Below are 14,905 nucleotides of genomic sequence, written 5' to 3'. Positions count from 1 at the left end.
GTATCAAATGTACTGACTGATACACCGCATTCGCGAGCAAGCCCGCTCCCACATTAGAATGTGCGGTGTCAGTTACAGGCGCAAGCCGCCATCCAATTCCAGGATGCGCCCGGTGTAATAGTCGTTCTCGAAGATATACGCCGCTGAATGGGCGATCTCTTCCGGCCGGCCCATGCGCTTGAGTGGGATCCCCGCTGTCATCTTCTCCAACGCCTCGGGTTTCATGCCCAAGGTCATCTCGGTTTCGATAAAACCCGGCGCAATCCCCGCCACACGGATGCCATAGCGCGCCAGTTCCCTGGCCCAGGTCACCGTGGCTGCGGCCACACCGGCCTTGGCCGCCGAATAGTTGGTCTGGCCCACATTACCCGCCCGGGAAATCGACGAGATGTTGATAATGGCGCCCTGGTTCTTCAATTCCACCATCTTCGCCGCGACTTCGCGGGTGCACAGGAAGACACCGGTCAGGTTGACGTCGATCACCGCCTGCCACTGGGCGAGGCTCATCTTGGTCATCTCGCCATCCTTGACCTTGAGCAGCAAACCGTCGCGCAGGATCCCGGCGTTGTTGATCAAACCGTGGATCGCACCAAAATCATCGGCGATCTGTGCCACGGTATGAGTGACCTGTTCTTCATCTGCCACGTTGCATAGATAGCTGCGTGCCGTGACCCCATGGGACTGGCATGCAGCCACTGCTGCGTCGAGCTTTTCCTGATTGAGGTCCACCAGCGCCAGGTGGGCACCTTTGCTTGCAAAATACTCGGCCATGGAGCGGCCCAAACCCTGGCAACCGCCGGTGATAATGATTACTTTGTCGTTGAGATGCATTCGCATGTCCTGTGAGCAGATTTAAGCGGTTGTCCAAGTCCGTTTTGTGACGGATCTTATCGAAGGAGTCATAAGTTGAGCGTCCACGTTGCCAAGAATGCCCGAGAACTACTGCTCAAGGAATACCGTGGGGCGCTCGCCACGCACTCCAAGGCCATGCCCGGTTTTCCCTTTGGTTCGGTAGTGCCTTACTGCCTGGACGCAGAGGGCCGGCCGCTGATCCTGATCAGCCGTATCGCCCAGCACACCCATAACCTGCAAAAAGATCCCAAGTGCTCGTTGCTGGTGGGTGAGCGCGAGGCTGATGACGTGCAGGCCGTGGGGCGCCTGACTTACCTGGCCGAGGCGGAAAAGCTCGACGACGAGGCGGCCATTGCTGCCGCCGCCGAGCGCTACTATCGGTATTTCCCGGATTCGGCGAACTACCACAAGGCCCATGACTTCGATTTCTGGGTGCTCAAGCCGGTGCGTCATCGCTACATCGGTGGTTTCGGCGCGATCCACTGGGTCGATCAACTGACCCTGGCCAACCCGTTCGCCGGCAAGGCCGAGTTGAGCATGATCGAGCACATGAACAGCGATCACACCAAGGCGATTGCCCACTATGTCGAATTGGCCGGCCTGCCGACATTCGAGGCGGCGCAACTGGCCGGTATCGACAGCGAAGGCATGCACCTGCGTATTGGCCAGGGCCTTCACTGGCTGCCTTTTGCGGCGACTTGCAACACGCCGACACAAGTGCGCGAGGCCTTGGTTTTCCTGGCTCACGCCGAGACTTGGCCGAAAAAAGCCACGACCGAAGCTTGAATTCACGAAAGGGCGACGTCATCTAAGGTCTGGTAGCAAGACATTCTTGCGTTGAGGAACCATTTGATGCGCCCTTTTTTATTGCTCTTTCTGCTGTTCCCGGTGTTGGAGCTGTTCGTATTCGTCAAGGTCAGCGGGGCTATCGGGTTTTTCCCGGCGCTGCTGCTGATCATTCTCGGCTCGATGCTCGGCGTGTTCGTGCTGCGTATCGCCGGTCTGGCCACTGCACTGCGTGCCCGTGAAAGCTTGAATCGTGGCGAACTGCCGGCCCAGACCATGCTTGAAGGCCTGATGATGGCCTTGGCCGGCGGCCTGCTGATCGTGCCTGGTTTTGTCAGTGACGTGCTGGGCCTGATCCTGTTGTTGCCATTCACCCGTCGACTGCTGGCAGGCAAGATGCGCCAGCGAGCCGAAGAAGCGGCAATCCGCCAGCGCGCCTTTGCCGATGACCTGCAACCCCGAGGCGGCCCGGCACCTCGCCAGCCGCTGGGGCGTGAAGGTGATGTGATCGAAGGCGAGTTCGAGCACCGCGACTCCAAGTGACGCTTACCCTGGCACGGCATCTTCGGGTGTCGTGGCGTTTTCAAGGGCTCGCCAGACACAAAAATTTTCACCTGCGGCCCTTGTAATAAGCATATACGCCCTTATGTAACGGTCACCGCAAGGTTTCTGGTGGCGACACCAGACAGACTTCCGCGTTTCGCTTGGCGAACCGCGACCGGCCCCGCCGGAATACAACCAGCCGGTACTGATACCGGCCGATGAAACTTACAATTAGGAGAGATCGACAATGAGCAAGCTTCGTCCTCTGCACGACCGCGTCGTTATCCGTCGCAGCGAAGAAGAAAAGAAAACCGCTGGCGGTATCGTTCTGCCAGGTTCGGCTGCTGAAAAAGCCAACCACGGTGTGATCGTCGCTGCAGGCCCAGGCAAGACTCTGGAAAACGGTGAAGTGCGTGCGCTGGCCGTCAAAGTCGGTGACAAGGTTGTATTCGGTCCTTACTCCGGCAGCAACACTGTGAAAGTTGACGGCGAAGACCTGCTGGTCATGGCTGAGAACGAGATTCTCGCTGTACTGGAAGGCTGATTTCCCGCTCATTTTCCCGTTACTACAAAGTATTTAAGGAATATCGATCATGGCTGCTAAAGAAGTTAAATTCGGCGATTCCGCCCGTAAGAAAATGCTCACCGGTGTCAACATCCTGGCTGACGCAGTAAAAGCGACCCTGGGCCCGAAAGGCCGTAACGTGATCATCGAGAAGAGCTTCGGCGCTCCGACCATCACCAAGGACGGCGTTTCTGTAGCAAAAGAAATCGAACTCGAAGACCGTTTCGAAAACATGGGCGCGCAGCTGGTCAAAGACGTTGCCTCCCGTGCCAACGATGACGCAGGCGACGGTACTACCACCGCCACCGTACTGGCTCAGTCGATCGTCAACGAAGGCCTGAAAGCCGTCGCTGCCGGCATGAACCCGATGGACCTCAAGCGCGGCATCGACAAGGCGACCATCGCCGTTGTTGCCGAGCTGAAAAACCTGTCCAAGCCATGTGCTGACACCAAGGCCATCGCTCAGGTCGGTACCATCTCCGCCAACTCCGACAGCTCCATCGGCGACATCATTGCCGAAGCCATGGAAAAAGTCGGCAAAGAAGGCGTGATCACCGTTGAAGAAGGCACTGGCCTGGAAAACGAACTGTCGGTTGTAGAAGGCATGCAGTTCGACCGTGGCTACCTGTCCCCGTACTTCGTCAACAAGCCAGAAACCATGGTTGCCGAGCTGGAAAGCCCGCTGATCCTGCTGGTCGACAAAAAGATCTCGAACATCCGTGAAATGCTGCCAGTGCTGGAAGCCGTTGCCAAAGCCGGTCGCCCACTGCTGATCGTTTCCGAAGACGTTGAAGGCGAAGCCCTGGCGACTCTGGTTGTGAACAACATGCGCGGTATCGTTAAGGTTGCAGCCGTCAAGGCTCCAGGCTTCGGCGATCGTCGCAAGGCCATGCTGCAGGACATCGCCGTATTGACCGGCGGTACCGTTATCTCTGAAGAGATCGGCCTGAGCCTGGAAAGTGCCACCCTGGAAAACCTGGGTAGCGCCAAGCGCGTGACCATCTCCAAGGAAAACACCATCATCGTTGACGGTGCTGGCGTTGAAGGCGACATCCAATCGCGTATCAACCAGATCCGCGCCCAGGTTGCCGAAACTTCCTCGGACTACGACCGTGAAAAACTGCAAGAGCGCCTGGCCAAGCTGTCTGGCGGCGTAGCAGTGATCAAGGTTGGCGCTGGTTCCGAAGTTGAAATGAAAGAGAAGAAAGCCCGCGTTGAAGACGCCCTGCACGCAACCCGCGCAGCCGTCGAAGAAGGCGTGGTACCTGGCGGTGGCGTTGCGCTGATCCGTGCTCTGGAAGCCTTGGTTAACCTCAAAGGCGACAATGCTGACCAGAACGTCGGTATTGCTGTACTGCGTCGCGCCGTTGAGTCCCCACTGCGCCAGATCGCTTCCAACAGCGGCGACGAGCCAAGTGTTGTGGTCAACGAAGTGAAGAACGGTAAAGGTAACTACGGTTACAACGCTGCAACCAGCGAATACGGCGACATGGTTGAAATGGGTATCCTGGACCCAACCAAGGTGACCCGTTCGGCGTTGCAGGCAGCCGCTTCGATTGCTGGTCTGCTGCTGACCACCGAAGTTGCGATTGCTGACAAGCCGAAGGCTGAAGGCGCTGGCGGCGGTATGCCAGACATGGGCGGCATGGGTGGCATGGGCGGCATGATGTAAGCCAGCCTTACCCCTGTACTGAAAAAGCCCCGCCAGCGTCATGCTGGCGGGGCTTTTTTATGTGCCTTGTGTAGGAGCGAGCTTGCTCGCGAAAAACCTGAGGGCGATGCGTTTGTTCATGGTGAACGCATTAACGTTAACGTTTTTCGCGAGCAAGCTCGCTCCTACAGGGCTGCTGCGTTCTTGTGTAACTTCCAGATCAGCAAGTGTTGTTTGAAGTCATAACTGGCCGCCTGGTAGTAAGTGATCGCGCGCTGGATCAACGGGTCATTGCTGTCGACCCGGGACTCCTGGCTTTCACCCAGGGCCTGGTCATGGCGGCGCAGGCCTTGGCGAGGGCTGAGGATTGCCAGGTTGGTACCGTCAAACAAGCCCAGGTGCTGATAGTTGCCGATCACCACGCGAGGTGGCAGCGGGTTGCGCTGCAGCAGATTGCGCCCGAAAAACGTCGATTCATAGCTCAGGTTCAACAGGCCCAGGAGTGTCGGTGCCAGGTCGATCTGGCTGGCCAGTTGTGCACTTTCACGGGCCTCAATCAACTTCGGCGCATAGATGAACAACGGAATCTGGTAGTTGCTGATGGGCAGGTCTTCCTTGCCCGCGCTGCCGGCGGTGTGGTCGGCGACGAATACAAAGATCGTGTTATCGAACCACGGTTTCTGGCGTGCAGCTTCCAGGAACTGGCCGATGGCATGGTCGGTGTACTTCACTGCGCCATCGCGACCGTTGCCGGACTTGATATCGATCCGACCGTCAGGATAGGTATAAGGCCGATGGTTGGAAGTGGTCATCAGCTGCAGCAGGAACGGCTGCTGCTTGGCGTAGTCGGCGTCGGCCAGCTTCAGGGTTTGCCTGTAGAGATCTTCATCGGCCATGCCCCAGGCATTTTTGAAGCTGATGTCTGCTTCCGCGACGCTGCTCTGGTCCACCACTCGGTAACCATTGCCACTGAAAAACGCATTCATATTGTCGAAATAGCCACGGCCACCGTAGACAAACACGCTGTCATAGCCGATGGCACTGAGCTGTTGGCCCAGGCTGGCAAAGCCGCTCTCCCGGCCAATGCGCTTGACGATAGAGCGGCCCGGTGTGGGTGGAATAGCCAGGGTGATGGCCTCCAGGCCCCGGTCGGTTCGGGTGCCGGTGGCGTAGAAGTTATTGAAGTACAGGCTCTGTTTGCGCAAGGCATCGAGGTTGGGCGTCAGGTTGCGCTCATCGCCATTGCTGCCCATGTATTTGGCGCTGAAGCTTTCGATGGTCACCAGCACGATATTGGGTTTGCGCAGGGTGCCGGGGTTGTCGATGGCGCGGCGGATATCCAGTGGGTCGCTGCCGATAAAGCGCGCATTCGGTTCGCTGAGTTCGGCGCGTAACTGCCTGGCCACGACGTCGGCCGGCAGGCTTTTGTAAAACTGGCTGTAGTCCAGTTCATTGTTGCGGAACGCCGCGAAGAATTGGTATGGGCCGTTGCTGGCCAGTTCGTTGTTATAGGCGTTGCCGCCTTGGGTTCGTGGGCTGTCCTGGCTGATCAATTGCAGGCTCAGGCCGGCAACCACCAGCAATCCCAGGGCATTGAGCAGGCGCCCACGCATGGCCGGCAGAGGCGAGTCGAGTGCTGCGTTGAACAGTTTGCGCAAGGCCAGGCTCAAGACAATCGCCAGGATTGCCAACAGGCCCAGCAGTTTACCGATCGGGTAGGACTCCAGCAGGTTGTTCAACACTTCATCGGAATACACCAGGTAATCCACGGCAATAAAGTTGAAGCGCACCCCGAACTCATCCCAGAACAGCCACTCGGCCACGGATGTGAACAGCATGGCGAACAGGCTGACGGTCAGTACGCCTTGCAGGAACCAGCGATGGCCGCGTCGCCGCCATAAAACCGGTGGGCATAGCAGCAGGTACAGGCCCAGGGGCAGTGCGGCATAGGCCAGGAAACCCAGGTCGTAAAGCAGGCCCACGCCGAACACGGGCAGCAGGTTGCCGCTGACCTCATCCAGGTGGGTGATGAGCAGTAGGCTGCGGGTCAGCAGAAAAATGACCAGCCAGGTGCTGGTCAGCAGTAGCAAAAAGCGCATTGGCGCCGTCTTGGGCAGGCCCATGTCTGTATTCCTGAGAGCGATGGGCGGCGATATTCGCCCCGGCACTGTGGTCAGCTTGTGAACCTATAGTGAAAAACTCGTTAAGCAGGTTAATCGGTTGAAAACAGTAATCGGTTGCCCGTTCAGGTCTAGCGATAAGCCATACTTGGCCGTAAGCTGCGCGAGCCAACACGGCCGTTACCGCGTACGGAGACACTGCCCATGCGAATTTTATTGGTTGAAGACAACCGCGATATTCTGGCCAACCTGGCGGATTACCTGGGGCTCAAGGGTTATACCGTGGACTGTGCGCAGGACGGTTTGTCGGGCCTGCACCTGGCCGCTACCGAGCATTACGACCTGATCGTGCTCGATATCATGCTGCCCGGCATTGATGGCTACACCCTGTGCAAACGCCTGCGTGAAGACGCGCGCCGCGATACGCCGGTGATCATGCTCACGGCCCGCGATCAATTGGACGACCGCCTGCAAGGCTTCAAGTCGGGGGCCGACGACTACCTGCTCAAGCCGTTTGCCCTGTCGGAACTGGCCGCACGCATCGAAGCCGTGCTGCGCCGCGCCCAGGGTGGTGGTCGGCGAGAGCTGCAAGTTGGCGATCTGTCCTACGACCTCGATACCCTGGAAGTGGCCCGTGAAGGGCGCCTGCTCAAGCTCAACCCGGTCGGCCTGAAGTTGCTCGCGGTGTTGATGCAGAAAAGCCCTCACGTGCTGCGCCGCGAAGTGCTGGAAGAGGCCCTGTGGGGCGATGATTGCCCGGACAGCGACAGCTTGCGCAGTCACGTCCACCAGCTGCGCCAGGTGATCGACAAGCCATTCGCCAAGCCGCTGCTGCAAACCGTGCATGGCGTGGGTTATCGCTTGGCCGAGGGCCGTGATGGAGTTTAAGCAAAGCCTTGCCCAGCGGATCATCATCGCCTTTGCGCTGATGAGCGCGCTGGTGGCGGGGGCCTTCGCCATGGGCATCGTTGCCACGGTGCACCTGGTGGAAGAAAAACTGATTTCGGCAGGCCTGGGCGGAGACCTGCAACGCCTGCTGTTGATGGACAGTGTTGAAGACTGGCGTCACCGCCCCGAGCCGGACCAGCTGTTTTACTTCAGCGGCGGGCCTGGCGATTTTGAATTGCCCAAGGACTTGCGGCATCTGGACGCCGGCTTTCACGAGGTGTTTCGCGAAGAGCTTTCCTACCATGCCATGGTCGAGATCGTTGACGGTCGTCGTTATGTCCTGCTGCAAGACCAGAGCGATTTCGAAGAGCGCGAGCGCGTGCTGTTTGCGGTGGTGCTGGTGGGGTTTGTCCTCAGCCTGGCACTGGCGGTATTCCTGGGCTGGGTCCTGGCCCGCAAGGTGATGGCCCCCGTGGTGCGCCTGGCGCGCCAGGTGCGTCATCGTGACCAATTGTTGGGCCTGGCCCCGCCGTTGGCCCCGGATTATGCGGCTGACGAAGTCGGCGAACTGGCGGTGGCCTTCGACGCGACCCTGGGCCGTCTGCGCCAGGCCCTGACCCGTGAGCGTTTGTTCACCAGCGACGTCAGCCATGAGCTGCGTACGCCCTTGATGGTGTTGGCCAGCTCCTGCGAACTGCTGTTGGAAAACCCGGCTATTGATTCACGGGGGCGCAAACAGGTCGAGCGGATTGCCCGGGCCTGCGAGGAAATGCGCGAGCTGGTGCAGACCTTCCTGATGCTGGCCCGTGCCCAGCATGACGACACCACGATGTCGCCCCAGATCAGCCTGTCCGAGGTCGCGGAGGGTTTGCTGGGGATCTGGCGCGAGCCGATCGAGCGCAAGGGCATCGAGTTGTTCTACCAGCCGGGTAACCCACTCGATACCCGCTACAACGCCACCTTCTTGCATGCGGTCATGGGCAACCTGCTGCGCAATGCCCTGCATTACACCGAACATGGGTTTATCCGCCTGACCCTGGAGCCGACGGGCTTTGTGGTGGAAGACAGCGGTGTGGGGATCCCCGAAGACAAGCGTGAAGCCATGTTCGAGCCGTTTGTGCGCGGCAACGAAAAGCGCGGTGACGGCCTGGGCCTGGGGTTGTCGCTGGTCCAGCGCATCTGCGAGAGCCAGGGCTGGGTGGTCAGCCTCAGCACCATGGAGCCTAGTGGCTGTCGCTTCCATGTTGAATTGAACCTCGCCAAACCCTGATGCCTTTCCTGCCCCTGTTCTTGGGGCAGACTCCCTCCTGTTCGGCGAAGATGGCTTCATGCCATGCTTTTTCCCTGTAAAACTTTGTAATTCTTTACGGTTGGACGGGACGTTTTTTTCACAAAGGGTTGACCTGCGGATGACGTGCGACTGTTTAAGGTTGTAGGCATCAGTCCAGGAGACCCGTTGATGGCTACCCCGATCAAGCTTGAATTTTCCGCAAAGTACGACGACCAGCACGCTCAGGAATACTTGCTTAAACATCAGGACACCCTGGCACGCCGGCTATCCCACAAACGTGACGAGCAATTGGCCCGTGGTGCGCTGGCGATGGCCGGCGAGCCGGGCCTGGTATTGGACTTGCCGTGCGGTGCCGGGCGTTTCTGGCCGCTGCTGGCCGAAAAACCCAACCGGATCATTATCGGTGCGGACAATTCCGAGTCCATGCTGAACATCGCCATGGGCGCGCAACCGGCTGAAGTGGTCAAGCAGGTACGGCCCTTGCAGACATCAGCCTTTGATATCGATTTGCCAGATAACGCAGTGGACAGCATTTTTTGCATGCGCCTTTTGCATCACATCGGCGACCCTGCGCACCGCATGGCGATATTGAAGGAATTTCAAAGAGTTACCCGCGATAGCGTGATCATTTCGTTGTGGGTGGATGGCAATTTCAAGGCCTGGAAACGCAAGCGCCTGGAAGTGCAGCGCCGCAACAAAAGTGAGCAGGAGAGTTACCGAAATCGATTTGTGTTACCGGCTGCTACTGTTGAAGCTGAGTTTGAGCAAGCAGGTTTCCGCGTCCAGGAGTATTTGGACTTCATACCGCTGTACGCCATGTGGCGAGTGTATGTATTGCGCAAGAGGTAGCAGGATGGCCGTTGAGTACGTAGCAGGCAGTCACGTAGCACCTGAAGAACGGTTTGATTATTTTTGGCGGCAGCAGGGCGAGTGGGTCGAGGAACCCAATCGACGTCGGGGTGGCGAAAGCGGTGTACAGCGGGTGATCGGTACCAATGGGCGTTTGCTCTACAGCAAACGCCAGACCGGCCATACCTACCGCAGTTGGTTGCATCCCTTTGGGCGGCCGACGGTGCTACGTGAGCGTGATGCGCTCAAGGGCCTGCGCTTGCTGGATGTAGGCGTCCCGGAACTGGTGTTCTGTGGGGCTCGCCGTAATCCCGAACATCAATGGACTGCCTTGCTGGTGACGGCGTCCCTGGATGGCTTCAATGAAATCGATAACTGGTATGCCGCAGGTGGCCGCGAACAATACGGTGAACGGGTACACGAGCGCCTGCTCCAGGAGTTGGCGCAAACCCTGGCTCGCATGCACAAGGGCCGCTGGCAGCATGGTTGCCTGTACAGCAAGCATATCTTTGTGCGGGTCTGCGGGGAGGGCGAGGAGGCGACGGTCGACGTGGCGCTGCTGGATCTAGAGAAATGCCGCCAACGCCTGACCGCCCGGCGCGCCGCTGCCCATGACATGCAGCAATTACGTCGCCATTCGTCGTGGAATGCCGCCGACTGGCAAAAACTCAGCTACTTTTACGAAACGGCGTTTGGCAGCGCTATCAAGGGTTTAACCTAATGAAGCTAGAAATAGCACGAGGTTTGTTTCTGTTGGGGGCCTTGGGCATCGCTTCCCTGGCCCTGGCTGCCTGGGAGCAGCCTCGTACAGAAGTCCTCAGCGCGGAGCACAGTGGCGGGCAATGCCCGTTGCCGCGGATCGCCAAGGCCGCGGGGGTAACTCAGCCTGATCATCAGCTGTTGCTGTTTATGTTTGGGTTGTCCCAAGGGATGAGGCCTGCGAGTTGAAGAGATTGATGTCCCTATAAAAGGCCTCGCAGTGCGGGGCCTTTTGTTTTTTTGCGTGTCTTGCGAGCAACAGCAGCGCCAGAGCGCTGAGCTATATCCCTTGTAGGCGCTAAGGGGGATACGCGCACTCAATCAATCCGCCAAGGGATCACGCTTAGCCAACAACGTATACACACACGGCAACACAAACAAAGTAAACAGCGTCCCCACCGACATACCCGTAGCAATCACCATCCCGATATCAAACCGACTGACCGCCCCAGCCCCAGTAGCCAAGATCAACGGCACCATGCCAAACACCATCGCCGCCGTGGTCATCAATACCGGGCGCAGGCGAATCGCCGCCGCTTCTTCCACCGCTTCACGGGGTGTCAGGCCCTTGTCCTTGCGCAACTGGTTGGCAAATTCGACGATCAGGATCCCATGCTTGCTGATCAGCCCGATCAACGTCACCAGCCCCACCTGGGTGTAGATGTTCATGCTCGACCAGCCGAGGAACAACGGGATCAACGCGCCGCAGATCGACAGTGGCACCGTCACCAGTATCACCAGCGGGTCACGGAAGCTCTCGAACTGTGCGGCCAGCACGAGGAAGATGATCGCCAGTGCCAGGCCAAAGGTGACCCACAGCGCGCTGCCTTCCTGGATGAACTGGCGCGACGCGCCGCTGTAGTCAAAGGCGTAGCCGGCCGGGGTTTCTTCGATGGCAATCTGGCGCACGGTGTCGATGGCCTCGCCCATGCTGACAATCGGAAAGCCCGAGATCAGGGCCGAGTTGAGTTGCTGGAACTGATTGAGCTGTCGCGGCCGTGCGCGGTCGCTGACGCTGATCAAGGTCGACAGCGGCAACAGTTCGCCCTGGGTGTTTTTCACGTAGTAGTTGTTCAGCCACTCGGGGTTATCCCGATAGGCCCGTTCGACCTGGGCGATGACCTTGTAGCTGCGCCCGTCAATGGTGAACCGGTTGATTTCGGCCTCCGCCAGCAAGGTCGCCAGGGTGCTGCCCAGATCCTGCATCGACACCCCCATCTGCGCCGCCTTGGCGCGGTCGATGTCCACCACGACCTCGGGTTTATCGAACGCCAGGTCGATATCGACAAAGGCAAACTTGCCCGACTCCATGGCGCGTTTCTTCACGCGGTTGGCCACTTGCAGCAATGACTCATAGTCATTTGGCGTGTTGATCACAAAACCGAAGGGCAGGCCTTCGCCGGTGCCTGGCAGCGAGGGCAGGTTGAAGCCGAACACTTGCAAGCCGGGGATCTGCTCCAGGCGTTTCTGCACTTCAGGCAGGATCTGCATCTGCGTGCGGTCGCGCTCGTTCCACGGTTTGAGCAGGAAACCGCCAATCCCCGATTGCACACCATTGAACCCATTGATCTGGAACGAGGAGTAGTACTCCGGGAAGTCCTTGAAGATCGTGATGAATTCGTCGGTGTAGGTGTTCAGGTAGTCCAGGTTGGTCGGCTGCGGCGCGCTGGCCATCATGAAGATGATGCCCTGGTCTTCGTCCGGGGCCAGTTGCGACTGGGTGAACTTGAGGAACACCGGGATCAGGCACAGCACGATCAAGGCAAACACAATCACCACCGGCCGGGTGTTCAAGGTGCCGTGCAACAGGCTCTGGTAGCGGCGCTTGAGGCCTTCGAAGATCAGGTCCAGGCGATGGGCCAGGCCCGTGGGGTTTTCATCGTGGCGCAACAGCAAGGCACACATCATGGGTGACAGGGTCAGGGCAACGATGCCGGAAATCACCACCGCACCGGCCAGTGTCAGGGCGAACTCCTTGAACAACGCCCCGGTCAATCCCTCCAGGAAACCGATGGGCGCGTACACCGCCGCCAGGGTGATGGTCATCGACACTACCGGCACGGCAATCTCCCGCGCGCCTTCCAGCGCGGCATCAAGTGGTGTCTTGCCTTGTTCGATATGGCGGTGGATGTTCTCCACCACCACAATCGCGTCGTCCACCACCAGGCCGATGGCCAGCACCATTGCCAGCAGTGTCAGCAGGTTGATGGAGTAGCCCATCAACTGCATGAAAAACAGCACGCCAATCATCGACAGCGGGATGGTGACCACCGGGATCACCACCGAGCGCAATGCCCCGAGAAACAGGAACACCACGACAATCACGATCAGCACGGCTTCAAACAGGGTCTTGACCACCTCGTTGATGGACGCCTGGATAAATAGCGTGGCGTCGTAGGCAATTTCTGCCTTGAGATTGGGCGGTAGCTGGGATTCCAGCTCCGGCATGATCTTGCGCACTTCCTTGATCACATCCAGCGGGTTGGCGCTGGGCGTGGCCTTGATGCCGATGTACACCGAGGGCGTGCCACCAAAGGAGCTGATGGCGTTGTAGTTCTCTGCGCCCATTTCCACCCGGGCCACGTCACCCAGCAGCACCCGGCTGTCGCCATCGGTCTTCACGGTGATGGCGGCGAAGGCTTCGGCGGTCTTGAGGTCGGTATTGGCGTTGATGCTGGTGACCACATATTCGCCCTTCACTTCGCCGGCGGCGGAGAGATAGTTGTAGTTGCGCACGGCATTGGTGACGTCACCGGCGCTCAGGCCGAAACCGGCGAGCTTGACCGGGTCCAGCCACAGGCGCATGGCAAATACCTGGTTGCCGAGGATCTCGGCTTCGGCCATGCCGGGCAGGGTCGCCAGTTTGGGCTGGATCACCCGCGACAGGTAGTCGGTGATCTGCGGGTTGCTCAGTTGCTGGCTGGAGAAACTGATGTACATCAGCGCCGAAGCATCCGCAGCCTCTTTGCTCAACACCGGGTCTTCAGCGTCTTGCGGCAGCTTGTTCTTCACCTCGTTGGCCTTGGCCAGCAGTTCGGTGAACAGGCGGTCGCTGTTGGCGCCGATCCGCGCGTAGATGGAAATCACCGAGAAGTTCTGGCGACTGACCGAGGTCATGTAGTCGATGCCTTCGGCGCTCGCCAGGCTTTGCTGCAAGGGTTGTGTGATGTAGCCCTGGATCGTCTCGGCATTGGCCCCGGGGTACGCGGTGGTCACAGTGATCAGGGCGTTTTCCATGGACGGGTATTGGCGCAGTGGCAGTTTGCTGTAGGCCTGGAAACCCAGCAGCACGATCAGCAGGCTGACCACCATGGCCAGCACCGGGCGGCGGATAAACGTATCGGTAAACGCCATGGCTCAGTTCCTTGAACCGTCGTTGCGCGGAGATTGGCCAGGGGCGGCCGGCAGGTTTTTATCCGCGCTGATGGCGATATGCGCACCGGTATCGAGCTTGATCTGCCCGGCACTCACCACTTGCTCGCCACTGCTCAGGCCCTTGGTCACCAGCACCAGGCCGTCGCGCCGCTCGCCGGTCTCGATAAACCGTCGTTCGGCGATCAATATCGGTTGGCCATCGGCTCCTTTTTCGAGGCTGCCGTCCTCGGCCTTTTTCTGCGCGACCACGTAGGCTGAATTGCCGTAGAGGGTGTAGGTAATTGCACTTTCTGGCACCACCACCTGCGCTTGTGGGTCGGGCAACAGCACTTGCAGGTTGCTGAACATACCCGGTAGCAATTGATTGTCAGGGTTGGCCAGGGTGCCGCGTACCAACACGTTACGGGTGCTGCTCTCAACTTTGGGGTTGATGGCGCTGAGGGTGCCGGGGAAGGTCAGTTTCGGGTAGGCCGAGACGTGCACCTGTACCTCCTGGCCGACGGCCAGTCTGGGCACCGCTTGTTCGGGCACATAGAAATCCACATACAGGCTGCTCAGGTCCTGCAAGGTGGCGATCACCGTGCCACTGGCCAGGTAGTCGCCCACGTCGACCTGGCGAATGCCGATGGTGCCGCTGAACGGCGCGACGATGTGTTTCTTGGCCAGGGATGCCTTGAGCTGGTTGACCGTGGCCTTGTTTTTTTGCAGTTGCGCCGAGAGTCGGTCGAACTCGCCCTTGGAGATCGCCTGGCTGCCCACCAGTTGGCTGCCGCGCCCGTAATCGAGCTGGGCCAGGCCCAGGTCGGCCTGGGCGGTTTGCAGCAGGGCGTCTTCCACCGCGCTGTCCAGTTGCACCAGTGGTTGCCCGGCCTTGACCTTCTGCCCGGACTCGAATTGCACGGCCTTGACGGTGCCGGCGATCTCCAGGGCAAGGTTCACCCCTTGCAGGGCCTTGAGCGTGCCCACCGCCGGCAGGCGCTGTTGCCAGGGTTGTTCGACCGCCGTGGTCACCGCCACGCTGATCGGCGGTTTGGGGGCGGAAAAGACCTGGATCTGCTGGTAAATGGAGAAGGCCTTATAGCCCCCCAGCAACAGGACAATCAACAGCACAACGGCCAACATGATCAGCATGCGACGACGCAGCATATTCCGGTTCCTTGGAAAAAACTGAGGCAGACGAAGACGAACGATTTGGCACATTACTCCGAGTTTCGGGGGGATTCCAA

General features: G+C 59.1%; 13 protein-coding genes. 9 read left to right on the top strand and 4 right to left on the bottom strand.

Going from position 1 to position 14,905, the window contains the following annotated elements; translation table 11 throughout:
- Nucleotides 1-72: 72 nt before the first annotated feature.
- On the bottom strand, nucleotides 73-831 hold the full coding sequence (locus KL786_RS23465) for an SDR family oxidoreductase (protein ID WP_215519133.1): 759 nt from the start codon (nucleotides 829-831) through the stop codon (nucleotides 73-75).
- A 75-nt stretch (nucleotides 832-906) separates the two neighbouring features.
- Between KL786_RS23465 and KL786_RS23460 the strand changes: the two genes are divergently transcribed.
- The 4 genes from KL786_RS23460 (at nucleotide 907) to groL (ending at nucleotide 4,418) form a co-directional block, all read left to right on the top strand.
- Complete coding sequence (locus KL786_RS23460) at nucleotides 907-1,638, top strand: HugZ family pyridoxamine 5'-phosphate oxidase (protein WP_215519132.1); 732 nt, start codon at nucleotides 907-909, stop codon at nucleotides 1,636-1,638.
- 66 nt (nucleotides 1,639-1,704) lie between these two features.
- Entirely contained in the window at nucleotides 1,705-2,181 is a 477-nt protein-coding gene (locus KL786_RS23455; RefSeq protein ID WP_032862421.1) for an FxsA family protein, read from the top strand.
- A gap of 247 nt (nucleotides 2,182-2,428) precedes the next feature.
- Nucleotides 2,429-2,725 carry a co-chaperone GroES gene (locus KL786_RS23450; RefSeq protein WP_017846112.1) on the top strand — a complete coding sequence of 99 codons (297 nt, stop codon included), beginning with the start codon at nucleotides 2,429-2,431 and terminating at the stop codon, nucleotides 2,723-2,725.
- 49 nt (nucleotides 2,726-2,774) lie between these two features.
- Nucleotides 2,775-4,418 (top strand): chaperonin GroEL, encoded by a 1,644-nt coding sequence (gene groL, locus KL786_RS23445; protein WP_032862422.1) that lies wholly within the window; start codon nucleotides 2,775-2,777, stop codon nucleotides 4,416-4,418.
- 164 nt (nucleotides 4,419-4,582) lie between these two features.
- Here groL and KL786_RS23440 read toward each other — a convergent pair whose 3' ends face one another.
- The gene (locus KL786_RS23440) at nucleotides 4,583-6,520 is read right to left on the bottom strand and encodes an LTA synthase family protein (protein WP_215519131.1); all 1,938 of its coding nucleotides are present in this window, start codon (nucleotides 6,518-6,520) and stop codon (nucleotides 4,583-4,585) included.
- A 201-nt stretch (nucleotides 6,521-6,721) separates the two neighbouring features.
- On the opposite strand from KL786_RS23440, the gene colR reads away from it, so the two are divergent.
- The 5 genes from colR (at nucleotide 6,722) to KL786_RS29705 (ending at nucleotide 10,493) form a co-directional block, all read left to right on the top strand.
- Nucleotides 6,722-7,405 carry a two-component system response regulator ColR gene (colR, locus tag KL786_RS23435; protein WP_215519130.1) on the top strand — a complete coding sequence of 228 codons (684 nt, stop codon included), beginning with the start codon at nucleotides 6,722-6,724 and terminating at the stop codon, nucleotides 7,403-7,405.
- Complete coding sequence (locus KL786_RS23430) at nucleotides 7,395-8,675, top strand: sensor histidine kinase (RefSeq protein ID WP_215519129.1); 1,281 nt, start codon at nucleotides 7,395-7,397, stop codon at nucleotides 8,673-8,675. Before colR ends, KL786_RS23430 begins: the two co-directional genes overlap by 11 nt.
- Before the next feature lie 189 nt (nucleotides 8,676-8,864).
- Entirely contained in the window at nucleotides 8,865-9,545 is a 681-nt protein-coding gene (locus KL786_RS23425; protein ID WP_215519128.1) for a class I SAM-dependent methyltransferase, read from the top strand.
- 4 nt (nucleotides 9,546-9,549) lie between these two features.
- Nucleotides 9,550-10,266 carry a lipopolysaccharide kinase InaA family protein gene (locus tag KL786_RS23420; protein WP_215519127.1) on the top strand — a complete coding sequence of 239 codons (717 nt, stop codon included), beginning with the start codon at nucleotides 9,550-9,552 and terminating at the stop codon, nucleotides 10,264-10,266.
- Complete coding sequence (locus KL786_RS29705; protein ID WP_252193834.1) at nucleotides 10,266-10,493, top strand: hypothetical protein; 228 nt, start codon at nucleotides 10,266-10,268, stop codon at nucleotides 10,491-10,493. Before KL786_RS23420 ends, KL786_RS29705 begins: the two co-directional genes overlap by 1 nt.
- A 132-nt stretch (nucleotides 10,494-10,625) precedes the next feature.
- On the opposite strand, the gene KL786_RS23415 is transcribed toward KL786_RS29705, so the two are convergent.
- Both KL786_RS23415 and KL786_RS23410 read right to left on the bottom strand, forming a co-directional pair.
- Complete coding sequence (locus tag KL786_RS23415) at nucleotides 10,626-13,658, bottom strand: multidrug efflux RND transporter permease subunit (protein WP_215519126.1); 3,033 nt, start codon at nucleotides 13,656-13,658, stop codon at nucleotides 10,626-10,628.
- A 3-nt stretch (nucleotides 13,659-13,661) separates the two neighbouring features.
- On the bottom strand, nucleotides 13,662-14,825 hold the full coding sequence (locus KL786_RS23410; protein WP_215519125.1) for an efflux RND transporter periplasmic adaptor subunit: 1,164 nt from the start codon (nucleotides 14,823-14,825) through the stop codon (nucleotides 13,662-13,664).
- Between the last annotated feature and the right edge of the window lie 80 nt (nucleotides 14,826-14,905).

Source organism: Pseudomonas sp. TAE6080 (genome assembly GCF_018732265.1).
In the GTDB taxonomy this organism is placed as follows: Bacteria; Pseudomonadota; Gammaproteobacteria; order Pseudomonadales; family Pseudomonadaceae; genus Aquipseudomonas; species Aquipseudomonas brenneri.
This window is presented reverse-complemented; position numbering and strand designations above follow the sequence as displayed.